At 53.5% G+C, this 14462-nt stretch carries 12 protein-coding genes; 2 read left to right on the top strand and 10 right to left on the bottom strand.

Going from position 1 to position 14462, the window contains the following annotated elements; genetic code table 11:
- Window positions 1-4: 4 nt before the first annotated feature.
- Together Q0796_RS06695 and radA are read right to left on the bottom strand one after the other, a co-directional pair.
- Window positions 5-748, bottom strand: coding sequence for a sporulation protein (locus tag Q0796_RS06695; protein ID WP_298441348.1), 744 nt, complete (start codon window positions 746-748; stop codon window positions 5-7).
- 18 nt (window positions 749-766) lie between these two features.
- Entirely contained in the window at window positions 767-2134 is a 1368-nt protein-coding gene (gene radA / locus Q0796_RS06690) for a DNA repair protein RadA (protein ID WP_298441346.1), read from the bottom strand.
- A gap of 175 nt (window positions 2135-2309) precedes the next feature.
- Here radA and Q0796_RS06685 point away from each other — a divergent pair, with 175 nt between their 5' ends.
- A complete protein-coding gene (locus tag Q0796_RS06685; protein WP_298441345.1) occupies window positions 2310-4664 on the top strand; it encodes a PilZ domain-containing protein in 2355 nt (784 codons plus the stop codon).
- A 77-nt stretch (window positions 4665-4741) separates the two neighbouring features.
- Here Q0796_RS06685 and serB read toward each other — a convergent pair whose 3' ends face one another.
- Entirely contained in the window at window positions 4742-5608 is an 867-nt protein-coding gene (serB, locus tag Q0796_RS06680) for a phosphoserine phosphatase SerB (RefSeq protein WP_298441343.1), read from the bottom strand.
- A 168-nt stretch (window positions 5609-5776) separates the two neighbouring features.
- Here serB and Q0796_RS06675 point away from each other — a divergent pair, with 168 nt between their 5' ends.
- Entirely contained in the window at window positions 5777-6403 is a 627-nt protein-coding gene (locus Q0796_RS06675) for an AhpA/YtjB family protein (protein WP_298441341.1), read from the top strand.
- An 83-nt stretch (window positions 6404-6486) separates the two neighbouring features.
- On the opposite strand, the gene deoD is transcribed toward Q0796_RS06675, so the two are convergent.
- From deoD to Q0796_RS06640, 7 genes are all read right to left on the bottom strand, one after another.
- On the bottom strand, window positions 6487-7191 hold the full coding sequence (gene deoD / locus Q0796_RS06670; RefSeq protein ID WP_298441340.1) for a purine-nucleoside phosphorylase: 705 nt from the start codon (window positions 7189-7191) through the stop codon (window positions 6487-6489).
- A 23-nt stretch (window positions 7192-7214) separates the two neighbouring features.
- The gene (locus Q0796_RS06665; protein ID WP_298441339.1) at window positions 7215-8429 is read right to left on the bottom strand and encodes a phosphopentomutase; all 1215 of its coding nucleotides are present in this window, start codon (window positions 8427-8429) and stop codon (window positions 7215-7217) included.
- A gap of 16 nt (window positions 8430-8445) precedes the next feature.
- Window positions 8446-9771, bottom strand: coding sequence for a thymidine phosphorylase (deoA, locus tag Q0796_RS06660; protein ID WP_298441337.1), 1326 nt, complete (start codon window positions 9769-9771; stop codon window positions 8446-8448).
- 53 nt (window positions 9772-9824) lie between these two features.
- A complete protein-coding gene (deoC, locus tag Q0796_RS06655; protein ID WP_298441335.1) occupies window positions 9825-10595 on the bottom strand; it encodes a deoxyribose-phosphate aldolase in 771 nt (256 codons plus the stop codon).
- A gap of 371 nt (window positions 10596-10966) precedes the next feature.
- Entirely contained in the window at window positions 10967-11782 is an 816-nt protein-coding gene (locus tag Q0796_RS06650; protein ID WP_298441368.1) for an outer membrane protein OmpK, read from the bottom strand.
- 284 nt (window positions 11783-12066) lie between these two features.
- On the bottom strand, window positions 12067-12855 hold the full coding sequence (locus tag Q0796_RS06645) for an outer membrane protein OmpK (protein ID WP_298441333.1): 789 nt from the start codon (window positions 12853-12855) through the stop codon (window positions 12067-12069).
- A gap of 297 nt (window positions 12856-13152) precedes the next feature.
- Window positions 13153-14394, bottom strand: coding sequence for a NupC/NupG family nucleoside CNT transporter (locus tag Q0796_RS06640; RefSeq protein ID WP_298441331.1), 1242 nt, complete (start codon window positions 14392-14394; stop codon window positions 13153-13155).
- Window positions 14395-14462 lie beyond the last annotated feature (68 nt).

Below are 14462 nucleotides of genomic sequence, written 5' to 3'. Positions count from 1 at the left end.
CAGATTACAGTCGCAACCGTTGCCGGATCTGTTCGGCGGCATCGGCCACGCTGCTGTTGTCATCAAGGTGCAGGCACAACAGGCCGTCGCCACTGAAACGACGATCCACTTCCAACATGACGTGGGTGATCCCCCCTTGCAGCACAAAGGAGACTTCCACCTCTTTAATGCTGAAACCACCGAAGCCACTGGGGCGAAACTCCAGCTCTTGGTAACAGCCAATGCTGGACTGAAAACCATCGCCGTGCAGGTTGCCTTTTTCAATGTCGGCGCTGTACAGGCTAAAGCCACACTGCGCCATCGCGGTGATAACGTTGCTCATGGTGGCGGTAGGGGCGATCGGCAAAAAGTCGCGATCGCTGCCATCTTTGCCACTGGCAATATCGAGCCCAGTTTGCAGCCACACGCGGGTTTGATTACGGCAACGGGGCAGCAGCGTAATTGGGGTTTCCTCCGGCAGCTGCAATTGAAACTGATCCCGCACCTCTTCGCCTGCGGCAATGGTGAAGGATTCATCCAAAGCCCAATCGTGCAAAATCAGCGACTGCAGCCCTTCGCGATCCCCCGATTCCACTTCCGCTTGGGCCATCAGCGCCAAGTGCAAGCCGTTGATCTGCTGCTCAACGTTGCCGCCGGTAATCACAATCTCAATCTCGAACGGCTGCCCTGGCTGCAGCTGCTCAGTTAGGATCAAGGTATCCACCTTGGCGGCACCAATGCCCACCGAGGCCATTAATTTTGTAAACATGATTTCTCTTCCAGTCCGTTAGATTGCGTCTAGCGCGTCAGCCAACTTGCTTACGGCAATCACTTCTAAGCCCTCAATCGGCTGCCGTGGCGCATTGCCTTTAGGCACAATCGCGCGGGTAAAGCCGTGTTTGGCCGCTTCATTTAATCGTTCTAAGCCATTATTAACTGGGCGGATCTCACCAGACAAGCCCACTTCACCAAACACCACCAATTCCCGTGGCAAGGTATGATCACGGAAGCTGGAGACCATCGCCAACAGCAGCGCTAAATCGGCGCTGGTTTCGGTCACTTTAACCCCCCCCACGACATTGGCGTACACATCCTGATCGGACATCATTAAGCCGCCATGACGGTGCAACACCGCCAGCAACATCGCCAATCGGTTTTGATCCAGCCCCACCGCAATGCGGCGAGGATTGCCCAGCTGGCTGTGATCGACCAAGGCTTGCAGCTCCACCAACAGCGGCCGCGTGCCTTCCCAAATCACCATCACCACGCTGCCCGGCGCTTGTTCTTCACCACGGGAAAGGAAGATGGCCGAAGGGTTCGCCACCTCTTTGAGGCCGGTGCCGGTCATGGCGAACACCCCCAGTTCGTTAACGGCGCCAAAGCGGTTTTTATGGCTGCGCATGGTGCGGTAGCGGCTGTCGGTGTTGCCATCAAGCAGCACCGAACAATCGATGCAGTGCTCCAACACTTTTGGCCCCGCCAAGCTGCCATCTTTGGTGACGTGGCCAACCATAAAGATGGCCACGTTGTTTTGCTTGGCAAAGCGGGTCAGGTAAGCGGCGCTTTCCCGTACCTGCGCCACGCTGCCCGGCGCCGATTGCACGTCGGCCATGTGCATCACCTGAATCGAGTCGATCACCATGATCGCTGGCCGCTCTTTTTCGGCAATTAAGCACAGCTGCTCAACCGAGGTTTCCGACAGCATTTTCAGCTTGTCGGTGGGCAACGACAGGCGGTTAGCGCGCATCGCCACTTGCTGCAGCGACTCTTCACCGGTGACGTACAACGCCCCCATCTGCTGCGACAGCTGACACATCACCTGCAGCAACAGGGTGGATTTACCGGCGCCGGGACTGCCGCCAATCAAAATGGCCGACCCCGGCACAATGCCGCCGCCCAGCACTCGATCCAGTTCGGAATAGCCGCTGGCAAAACGCGGCAGCTCCGAAAGATCGATCTCATTAAGGGTTTGCACTTTGGAATCGGCGCTGCCAGCGTAGCCGCTGTAGCGATCGTTGCTGCGGCTGGTTTTGGCCGCCGACAAACGCACTTCGGTAAGGGTGTTCCAAGCATGACAGGCGTTACATTGCCCTTGCCAGCGGGGGTGATCTGAGCCGCAATCGTTACAAACGTAGGCAGATTTTGCTTTAGCCATTGGAATATCGGTCGATGGTATAATAGCGGCATGATACCAAGCCAAATTCCACTTGGCTCTATGGCAATCACGCCAGATAAAATCGCTATAGTCTGTCGTGCTTCATTGTTAGGATGAAGCCCGCTCAGGCAACGCCACTTTAACCCCGCTATCGCAGCCACTATTACGAAGGCCAATGGAACAACACCAAGCACTGATCGAGCAGCTTAAGCCCATTTTGCAACACGACGATTTTGATAATCTGTTTGAGCAAGTGACTCAAGATCTGCCCCGCACCGACCGTTTTTTGCTGAAGATGGAAGTCAATCGACTCAATCAGAGCAGCAATCAGAGCATCGATCTGCGTAATAAAGTGACGGCCCCCTGCGAACAGGTTGAAGTGGGTGGGGTGGTGCATTTCCTGACTCAGCCGCTGCGCCAGCAATTACAGCAGTTGGTGAAACTGTATGGCAATCGCTTAACCGTAGGCGCGGTTGAGGAATTGCTGGCCAACGTACGTAAACCGCAAGCGATAGCGCCCAGCAGCGAACTCACGAATAACCTTAATGTCGGCGAGATGGAGATGATGGCGCTGGGGTACTACGTGATGCGCCGCGAAGTGCGCCGCACGTTCAGTACTGAAATTGCCCTATGGCAAAACGCCAACCAGAAGCAGGTTGGCTTAACCTTGGATCTGTCGGTGGGCGGCTGTAAGGTGCGTACCGATCCTGAGTTTCGCATCGCCGCCAACCACCCCATCACCGTGCACTTTACTGCCCTCAGCAAAGAATTTGTGCTGCCGGTGCTGGATCATGGCCTGCAATACCAGCTGGTGCATACGGAATCCCGCCGTGGTTACCAATATTTGCGCCTGCGCCGCATTAACGGCAACGAAGCGCAAGATCAGGAACTCGAACGGGTACTGCAAGCCAACAGCCTGCGGACGGTGCCGGAGATCAACCATCTGCTGGCCACCACCCGCAGCCACGGTTACGAACGCCACCTGCTGCCGACCATCGAATCGTTAGCGGTGGCCTTTAAAGAAGCCGAGCAGCAGCTGCAGCCGTTGATCACCTTGCAAACCCAGCGCAATCAGGAATGCCATAACTACTGGTGCAACGAAGAAGGGATCAGCCAGCTCGCGGCGATATTAAGCCACGACCGCATCGCACGGCTGCAGCAGTGCCCCGACAATTTAGCCCACGGTTTGCTGTACAGTTTTCACATCCAGCAACAAGGGCAAACGCTGTTCTTTAGCGCCACCTTAGCGGAGCTGCAGCAGATCAACATGGTGGATGCGTTCTTGCAAATGGCCGCCAGCCAGCCGAGCTTCCGCTTACATCAATTAGCGCAGCACAGCGTGAACCAAATTGATCTGAATCGAGCGCTGCGTAACCCCATCAGTTCGCAGCCATTCGAACCGCTGGTGCTGCAGCAAATGCTGGAAGCCTCGTTACTGGTGACCATACAGCCGCTGCCCATCGAGCCAAGCTGCTACCAACAACGCATCGCTGGCCAAGATCCCAACCAGCTACGCCGCTTTGGCATGATCCGTCAACACGAAAGCAGCATTCGCACCATCGCCAGTTTGCACCAAGATCTGCGCCGCGAAGCGCGTTTTAATCTCAGTACCATCGTGCGGGTAAGCCAAGGCTTTACCACCAGCATGGACGCCCAAAGCGTTGATATTTCACCCCACGGCATGCGCTTGCAGTTTGCCAGCTCGCACCCCTTTAAAGCCGATAAGCCGGTCGAGGTTGAGTTGCCGCAATTGCAGCAGATGGCGGGCAAGATTAAGCTCACCGGCCTGCCCTATGAAGTGGTGGGGGACAGCCCCGACAGGCTCACGATTCGACTGCATAGCATGGATGGTAAGCCCCATAACGGCCAAAAATTCATTGCCGATCTGCTGGAAAAAAACAGCGATCAGTTGATGGAAGTCAGCAGTTCGAAGCAGCATCGACAACTGGTGGAAAGCATCAAGAATCTTACCCTGCCGCGCCTGCCGGGGTTGCCGTTTTTTGTGCATAAACGCAACAACCACTGCGTGGCGGATCTGATCGGCTGCTCTAACGCCAAGCTGCCGCTGCTGAGCAAGCTTAACCCCCAAGGCAAAACGCCATTGTCGCTGCAGTGGTTGCTTAGCCACCCACCGGTGGCCGCCCTAGTGGCTGCTGCCGCCAAGCTAGCGCCGCTGCAAGCACAAACCCTGCAGTTGGCCATCGCTTTACCACAGCCGAATGAACCGGCACAGTTTATGGCGGTTGAACAGGCGGATCCGGTCGCGTTGCGTAAGTTTTTGCTGAAAACCATCGCCCAGAAAAGGCTGCTGGGACTGCAGATAGAGCTGCACGGCGCCGACAAACCGGATCTGGACTACCTGCAAGCGGATCTGTCCGCCATCAGCGGCCATGCGTTGCACCGCGCCAGAGAATTAGAAGCGGTGCTGTGGCAGGTGCAAGGCTGCGGCATGATGCTCGACATCAGTGCCGAGCTATTATGCCGTGCGGGGTTAGAGGGGTTATTGCCAGCCCACGCTGGGCTGACATAAAGCGACCCATTCAGAGTTGCGGCTTAAGGTGCCAAGTCGGCAGCGCTACGCTGCCGCTCTCTTTGGTCACACCAGCATTAAGGCCGCAGCAGCGCCAAAATGGCATCCAGTCCCAGCTGGTTGATGGCCACATCCGCTTGCTTGGCCACGGCTGGCTTGGCATGAAACCCCACCCCCAGCTGCGCCGCCGCCAGCATCGGCAGATCGTTCGCACCATCGCCAACCGCCACCCACTGCTGGGCCGGAATGCGATAGCGCGCCCCCAGCTCAACCAAGATCTGCGCCTTACGCTCGGCGTCCACTATGCCACCAAGCAACTCGCCACTGAGCAAACCATCGATCTGCTCTAAATCGTTCGCCTCGAAATAATCCAGTTGCAGCTGCGCCGCCAAGACCGACGCAATGGCGTTAAACCCGCCCGAGGCAATCGCAATCACCCACCCCTGCTGATGCAACTGCTGACACAAGCGGATCAACCCCGGCATCAACGGCAACTCAGCGGCAATGTCGGTCAGCACCGTCGCCGGTATGCCCCGCAGCAACGAAACACGCTGTCGCAACGCCGTGACAAAATCCAACTGCCCCTGCATCGCCTGCTCCGTAACTGCAGCCACCTGCTGATAACAACCACCGCGACGGGCAATTTCATCAATGCACTCAATCTGAATGGCGGTGGAGTCCATGTCCATCAACAGCAAACCAGGCTGACTTAACTGCGGTAACTGCGCGGGCAAACGCACCCATTCGGCCTCGTGATTGCTGCTTGGCAATGTTGCTGGGGCTTCCCCTTGCCAGATCTTACGCTCTAGCTGGCCCAAGACATTATGATCCGCCACCAACTGTTGTAACGCTGGCGCTTGGTATTGCGCCAACTGTTGGCCAATAAGCGCGGTTGCTGGCAGGTGTGGCTGCCACTGGCCTTGCGCTGTTGTTGTCGCTGACATAATGCTAATCCCTTGTTTTTGCTCACGATGGCATTTTCACGAAATGTTTGCCCAAGCCGCGGATTTAACGCAAGCTGCAGGCAAGATCCTTTTCGACGCTGTAGTAGATCTATAACAAAGTACAATTGCCATGACACATTATAAAAAGCCAGAACCGTTGGGAACCTTATGAGTTCATCGCCTCGCCGCCGTAATATTATCTTGCCTCGCCTTGCCCAAGTGTTATTGGCACTGACGCTGCTGATCACCATCTTGTTGCTGTGGCAGCAGCAACGCACCCAGGTGGAGCAACTGTTAGAACGCCAAGGCCAGCGAGTTACCGATCAACTGCTTAAGCAAGCGTCCCACAGTGCCGCCACGGCATTAAAAAGCGATGACGACGAGCTGCTGCAATGGTTGGTGCAAAATCTGGTTAGCGAGCCCGAGGTGGTGTCAGCCACGGTGTTTAACTACCAAGGCCACAAGCTGGCCAGCGCCCAGAGTTTGTTTCCGGAAGCGCAACTGCCCGAGCAAGAGCGCATCGAGCAAGCGCTGCAGCACTTTGCCCCCTACACCATTGCGGTGGCTCAACAGCAGCAAGCCTACGGCTACCTGCGGCTGCGGATCAACAGCACCTTGCTGCAAAAAGAGGGGCGGTTGTTGCATCGCCAACAACAGCAACAATTGGGCTTGTTGTTGCTCAGCAGCGGCTTAATTGGTTTTTTATTGGCGCGGGCGTTTTCGTTTAAACGGGCGCGGATCAGCTGGTTGCGACTGCGCGCCAAACAGATTAAAGCCAGTAAGAAAACCGACTAAAGCGACAGCAACAACAAAAAGGGCGGCCTAATGGCCGCCCTTCTTTATTCTGGCGTCTGGCCCTTAGGCCGACAACATCGTACTTACAGTACCGATTCCAGAGTCATCACGATCATGTCGTTAAAGGTGGTTTGACGCTCTTCAGCGGTGGTCGCTTCACCAGTACGGATGTGATCAGATACGGTTACTACACACAACGCGTTCGCGCCGTATTCCGCTGCAACGCCGTACAGGCCAGCGGCTTCCATCTCTACGCCCAATACGTTCATTTTTTCCATTACGTCGAACATTTCGCCGTCTGGGGTGTAGAACAGATCTGCAGAGTAGATGTTACCTACTTTAACGTCGATGTTGGCAGCGTCAGCGGCCTTAACCACGTTAGACAGTAGGCCGTAGTCAGCGATAGCGGCGAAATCGTAACCTTTGAAACGGGTACGGTTAACGCCAGAATCGGTGCAAGCACCCATGCCGATGATCACGTCACGTACTTTTACGTCGGTAGAGATAGCGCCACAAGAACCAACGCGGATCAGGTTCTTAACACCGTACTCGGTGATCAGTTCCTTGGCGTAGATAGAGCAAGATGGGATCCCCATGCCAGAGCCCATTACAGACACTTTCTTGCCTTTGTAAGTACCGGTGAAGCCCAGCATGTTACGTACGTCAGTTACCTGAACTACGTCTTCTAAGAAGGTTTCAGCGATGTACTTAGCGCGCAGCGGATCGCCAGGGAAAAGTACGGTTTCAGCGAAAGCGCCGTCTACTGCATTAATGTGCGGAGTTGCCATTGAATATTGACCCCAATATTGAGTTATAAAAAGGATTTGCCGTAATCAAGTGGTGCCAAGCCTAAGTGGCTTGCCAACGACTGACCGATATCAGCAAAGCTGTCGCGTTTACCCAGAGAACCGGCTTTAACACCAGGACCAAAGGCGATCACTGGTACGTGCTCACGAGTATGATCGGTGCCGCTCCAAGTCGGGTCGCAACCGTGATCAGCCGTAATGATCACTACATCGCCCTCTTTCAGCTTACCGAAGATCTCTGGTAAACGAGTATCGAAGTACTCCAAGGCTTTGGCGTAACCGGTAATGTCACGACGGTGGCCGTAGGAGGAATCGAAATCGACAAAGTTGGTAAACACCAAGCTGTTGTCTTCAGCATTATCAACCGCCGTTAAGGTGGCGTCCCATAATGCTTCTAAGCCAGTGGCTTTGATTTTTTGCGTTACGCCGCGATGGGCGTAAATGTCGGCAATTTTGCCCACAGAGATAACTTCACCGCCAGCGGCAGCCAATTTGTCCAGCAGCGTCTCTGCTGGTGGCTCAACGGCGTAGTCTTTACGGTTACCGGTACGGGCAAAATCCATCGCGCTGGTGCCAACAAATGGGCGCGCGATAACGCGGCCGATGTTGTAAGGCTCTAGTTCTTCGCGGGTGATTTTGCACAGCTCGTACAGGTTTTCCAGACCGAAGGTTTCTTCGTGACAGGCAATTTGGAACACGCTATCGGCAGAGGTGTAGAAGATAGGAGCGCCAGTGCGCATATGTTCTTCACCTAAGCGTTCTAGGATCGCGGTACCAGATGCGTGGCAGTTGCCGATAAAGCGATCCAGTCCAGCGCGCTTCAAAATTTTGTCGGTCAGTTCCTGTGGGAAGCTGTTTTCCAGATCAGAGAAGTAACCCCAATCGTACAGCACGGGTACACCCGCCATTTCCCAGTGGCCGCTTGGGGTGTCCTTACCAGAGGACAGCTCAGCAGCAAAACCATAGGCGCCTGTCGGCTCAATGCTCATATCGAAGCCAGCAGGGGCGCTGCCGGTGCTCTCGGCACCCAAGTGAGCAAGACCCAGCTTGCTTAGGTTCGGCAGGGTTAATGCCCCACTACGGCCCACTTCAGCACGGCCTTCAGCACACTCTTTGGCAATGTGGCCAAAGGTGTCGGAACCGACATCACCAAACTTGTCTGCATCGGCAGTTTCGCCAACGCCAAACGAGTCCATCATTAAAATAATCGCTCGAGACATCTCGTGCTCCTTACAATTAGCTGCCGCGAATAACGCGGTAAACTTGCTGGGCTGGGGCTGGGGTATCAGCACCAACAGTGATGGCAGCACGCAATGCAGCGGCGCCTTCGGTCCAGCTTGATTCATCTTTAGCGTGCAGCATCGCTAATGGCGCGTCTGCGTTTACGCTGGCACCGATGGCAACAATATTATCGTAGCCAACGCTGTGATCGATGCTGTCTGCCGCCACGCGACGACCGCCACCTAAACCAACCACGGCCATGCCAATGGCAGTGCCGTCCATTGCTTGCACAATGCCGTCGGTTTCGGCAAATACGGGCTTAACCACATTGGCTTTTGGCAGGTATTCGTCGTAGCGCTGCATAAAGTCAGCAGGGCCACCCAAACCGGTTACCATCTTACCAAAGCGCTCAGCCGCTTGGCCGTTATCCAGTACCGCTTGCAGCTTTTCTAGTGCGTGCTCTTGGCTATCGGCCAATTTGCCCAGCACCAGCAGCTCGGCCGCTTGGGTCATGGTGACTTCGTGTAAACGTGGGTTGCGGTATTCACCCGTTAAGTATTGCACCGCTTCGCGGATCTCAACGGCATTACCCGCGCTGGATGCCAGCACTTGGTTCATGTCGGTCAAGAGCGCCGAGGTGGGCACACCAGCACCGTTGGCCACATCAGCAATGCTTTGCGCCAATTGCTCAGACAGCTCGTAGGTTGGCATAAAGGCGCCAGAACCCACTTTGACGTCCATGACCAACGCATCCAAACCCGCCGCCAGCTTCTTACCAAGGATAGAAGCGGTGATCAGAGAGATGGAATCCACGGTGGCGGTTACGTCGCGGGTAGCGTAAAAACGCTTATCCGCAGGGGCTAAGTCGCCGGTTTGGCCAATAATGGCCACGCCTGCCTCACCCACCACTTTACCGAAGATCTCGTTGCTCGGTTCGATGTTGTAACCCGGGATCGACTCTAACTTATCCAAGGTGCCGCCGGTGTGGCCCAGGCCACGGCCAGAGATCATCGGTACGTACGCACCACAAGCGGCGATCATTGGGCCCAGCATCAGCGAGACGCAGTCGCCCACGCCACCGGTAGAGTGCTTGTCGAGGATAGGACCATCGAAGTTGTACCCGCTCCAATCCAGCACCATGCCGGAATCGCGAGTCCCTTCGGTCAAAGCGATACGCTCTGGCATGGTCATGTCATTGAAGAATACCGCCATCGCAAAGGCAGCAATTTGGCCTTCACTGATGCTGCCATCAGCAATGCCTTGGGTAAAAAACTTGATCTCATCAGCGCTTAATGGCTGGTTATCACGTTTTTTCTTAATAATGTCTTGAGCTAAAAACATCCGTGCCTCCAAAGTCAAAAAGGAAGCGACCACCGTCGCTTCCTTTTCAAAAATTAGTAACCTTGATTACCCGCTGGCTTTTCGCCGTGGCCTAAGGTTGCCAGCAGGCTTGCCAGCAAGCTGGATGCGCCGAAGCGGAAGGTACGTGGGGAAACCCAATCGTTACCCAGAATTTCCGCTGCAGTGTTCAAGAACAGTGCCGCTTGCTCGGCGTCACGTACGCCACCAGCAGGCTTAAAGCCAACTTTGGTGTTCTTAGCTTTGATCACTTCCATCATGATGCGAGCGGCTTCGATGGTGGCGTTTACTTCAACTTTACCGGTAGAGGTTTTGATGAAATCAGCACCGGCATCGATAGACAGCTCAGACGCTTTGCGGATCAGGGCTTCGTCTTGCAGTACACCAGATTCGATGATCACTTTCAGCAGCACATCGCCACACGCTTCTTTACAGGCTTTAACCAGTTCAAAACCGATCTCTTCGTTACCTGCCATCAGCGCGCGGTATGGGAATACCACATCCACTTCATCAGCACCGTAAGCAACAGCAGCTTTGGTTTCTGCTACTGCAATCGCGATGTCGTCGTTACCGTGTGGGAAGTTGGTCACGGTTGCGATCTGTACGCCTTCGGCGCCGATTTCACGCAGGGTCTTACGCGCGATAGGGATAAAACGAGGGTAGATGCAGATGGCAGCGGTGTTGCCAGCTGGAGACTTGGCTTTGTGACACAACTCGATCACTTTTTGATCGGTGTCGTCATCGTTCAAAGTGGTCAGATCCATCAGGGTTAAAGCACGTTGTGCTGCAGCGTTCAGATCGCTCATGGTGTTCTCCAAATTCGGATTTCAATAGCAGTATAGATAAGTTCAGTCACCAACTTTGAGTAATCAATCTTGTTCCAAAGCGACTATCAGATAACCACAAATCGTTCAGGCTCGTTACTCAGTTGGCAACGAGGACTTGGTTCCATGAAGATCGAAATCGACGGCAGTTAGGCTTGCCGTTCCCTATCGCGAAAAGTCCGTTTTCCCTCAGAGACAATCTGAGATTAACAAAGATTCACGGTAATTGGCAATTGGTTATGTGACTTGAATCAAACTCTCAAGAGATTTTGGTTGGCTCACATTTTTATCATGGGAAATAACAAAAAAGGCCACCTTCTGGTGGCCTTTTGGCAAGTTTAAGCTAAACGAGCTTAGAACTTGTAAGTAACAGCAAAGTAGTGACCGAAACCGGTGGTGTCACCGCCAGCGCCGCCATCTTCAACCAACGCCATGTTGTAGAAGTATTTCAGGCCGTAACCCGCTGCGAAGCGGTCGGAGTGCCAGTAGATGCCGTGGAAAGATTCCAGAGATTCTTTCGCGTTTACACCGTTGCCATCAACTTCGTCAGCGCCAAATTTGTAGTCGGTGTAACCCTGGTAAGACAGGAAGCTGTCGTTCTTGAAGAACATGAACGGCTTGAACCAGTTAGTGGAGATCATGTAACCATCCCACTTGTTCTCGTTCGCGCCACCGTAGTTTTCGTCAACGTAGCGGGCGTAGGCGTTCAGGCCAACTTTGCCTAACCAAGGCACCATTACGTCAGAACCCACACCCCAGTAAGTGTCAACCAGAGCGCCGTCACCTACGTTGGTTACGTTGGCCAGGTAAACTTCTTGAACAGGACCGAAAGACAGGTCTTTACCGGTCAGTGCGTCCAAAGACATACGTGGTGCCAGCTTCATGAACATGTTGTCGCTGCCATCACGGTCATCGCCGCTCAGACCCAACACGTCAAAGTAATCTACGTAACCGTACAGGTCGAAGATGCCAGAACGACCACCGAATTCCATTTCCAGGTAGGTGGTGTCTTGAGAACCAAATGGGATGCGAGCATCAACAGATTGCATCAGGTTAAACTGCATCCACTTGTAGTCGCCTTTGTGGATGTCGCCGTCGGAGTAATCGGCAGCCATGGCGCCGGTGGATAGTGCGGCCAGAACGGCTGCTGCAGCTAACTTCTTCATCATCATCAACCTACCTTAAATCTAAAGGACTAATTATTGTTTTTCGGTCTGCAAGACCGTTGATTCGCATTCTAGATTTAAGGGAATTTAATACAACAGCGAATGTGAAAACACGTCACAAAACGTGACGCAGTCGACACTTTTGGTCGCCTTCGGGCTGTTATTTGTTCAATGAGGCGTCTAAAAATGAGAAGAACAGTGAATTCTGTGAAAGCGTGGTATCCAAAAAGTTCACAAAAAAGAGCAGGCGCTTGCCTACTCTTTGCTCTGTTTTGAACTAAATAACTTCAGAAGTTGTATTTCAAAGAATAAATAATGGCATCGCCGTAGCCGTCTTGGCCTAACTTGTTCTCGAAGTAACGGTATTGAATGCCGGTGGTCAATGGGCTGTTAGGCAAGTGCCACCAAAATGCTAAAGCGCCATTGTGACCTAATGATTCCCGTTCACTGCCGGAACCCCCATAGCCATCGTCCCGACTGAATTCGGTTTCATGCCAGTTGGAGATCGAAAAGCGCTGCTCGCCCATGGTGAAATCGTACCCAAACACCCACCCTAAGATCCCGCCATTTACCCCGGTCCAATCTTGGGTTCGAGTGTAATTCAAGCCTAAAAACGGCTTCATCCAGAAGCCATAATCCGTAAAGATCCCATATCGCAGGCCAAACACATTGGTGCTGTCGTAAAAGCCATTACCGATGGCGTAATAAGATTGAGCGTAAAGTTGCCAGCTGTTGTAAATGTTATAACCACCGCTGATCTTGGCGGCAATACGGAAGGAACCGTTGCCCTGAAATTGGCTCCCATCTTCCGCGGTTTGGCTGTCGTTGCCTTCAAAGGTGTTTTCCATATCGAAGAACATGTAAACGTCGCCCCAATCGAACCCTGCCCCACCTTCGATTTCAAGGTAATAGAAGTCCTCTTTAAAGCCACCGGAGTCCACTTCGGTGTCAGAGGTCCAATCCAACCAGTTAACGTTCATGTCGGCAAAGCCCCACACGTAGTCTGCTGAATGGGCCGGGGTCACCAACGCGCCGCATAACAGCATCGACAACAAACCAGATCGCATCGCTTTCATCATCACATCTCCTTAGTGAGTCGGGTTAAAAGTCTTCGCCTTCAACCTCAGTGATTAAAAGTTGCACAGAACTGGGGGATTTCCAGCGAAACATAAGTTAATTCAACAATTGAGCTGACTGTTGTTTGTCACAAATGCAGGAAACGGTGCGGCTGAAGCAGCAAGGGGGAGCAATCAGCACCGGACTCAGGTTGACCAGCGGGGCGAGAAAACAGAGGAGATAAGAAAGAGTACGCCCTACAAACGCAAAAACGGCCGCACAAGGCGGCCGTTTCATTAGCAGGGTGTTATTGGGGCTTACAGCGCCAAGAACAAACCAGCCAGAGTTGCACTCATCAGGTTAGACAGAGAGCCAGCAACTACCGCACGCATACCCAGCTGAGCCAAGTCTTTGCGACGGTTAGGAGCCATAGCGCCCAGACCACCCAGCAGAATCGCAATGGAGCTCAAGTTTGCGAAACCACACAGTGCGAAGGAGATGATTGCTTGAGTACGGTCAGACATTTTCACGCCTTCAATCAGCAAGTCACCAGTGATGTACGGGGCAAAGTTGATGTAAGCAACGAATTCGTTCACTACGATCTTCTGACCGATGAAGGAACCAGCTACACCAGCTTCATGCCAAGGCACACCCATTGCGAACGCCAGAGGACGGAATACAATGCCGAAGATCATTTCCAGAGTCAGGCCATCGTAACCAACCAGTGCACCAGCCCAGCCGATGATACCGTTGATCATGGCAATCAAACCGATGAAGGCCAGCAGCATTGCGCCAACGTTCAGAGCCAGTTGCATACCAGAGGAGGCACCCGCAGCTGCAGCGTCCAGTACGTTAGCAGGCTTGTCGTCTGCTTCGCCGATGTCTGCCATGTCTTGCTTGGCTTCTTCGGTTTCTGGGTGCATCAGTTTCGCCATCAACAGGCCACCTGGTGCTGCCATGAAGGATGCAGCAATCAGGTATTCCAGTTTCACGCCCAAACCAGCGTAACCCGCCAGTACAGAACCCGCTACTGACGCCAGACCACCGGTCATGATGGCGAACAGCTCAGACTGAGTCATGGTTGGGATGAACGGACGTACCACCAGAGGAGCTTCGGTTTGGCCAACGAAGATGTTCGCGGTTGCAGACATTGCTTCTGGACGAGATACGCCCAGTGCTTTCTGCAGTACGCCACCGATGATGCGAATGATCCACTGCATTACACCCAGGTAGTACAGTACTGCGATCAGTGCAGAGAAGAACACGATGATTGGCAGAACGTTGATGGCAAAGATGAAACCAACTTTAAACTTGGCCAAATCACCGAACAAGAAGCCGATACCATCGTTGGCATAGCCAATTACGGAAGACACTTTCTGGGAGATTGCACCCAGAACGTCTTTACCGAATGGAACGTAAAGAACAAAACCACCTAACGCGGCTTGGATAGCAAAAGCGCCACCCACGGTACGCCAGTTGATTGCGCTGCGGTCTTTCGACATCAGTAACGCGATGCCTAGTAGGACTAGGACACCTACCAAACTCATAACAATATTCATTGACCCTTTATCCTCTGTTATCTGGACGTTATTGGCGAAGATACATAGCCTTCGCTATTTAACGGCGT

This window comes from uncultured Ferrimonas sp. (assembly GCF_947489035.1).
In the GTDB taxonomy this organism is placed as follows: domain Bacteria; phylum Pseudomonadota; class Gammaproteobacteria; order Enterobacterales; family Shewanellaceae; genus Ferrimonas.
Note: the sequence above shows the minus strand (reverse complement) of the source record. Positions and strands in the feature narration are given on the sequence as shown.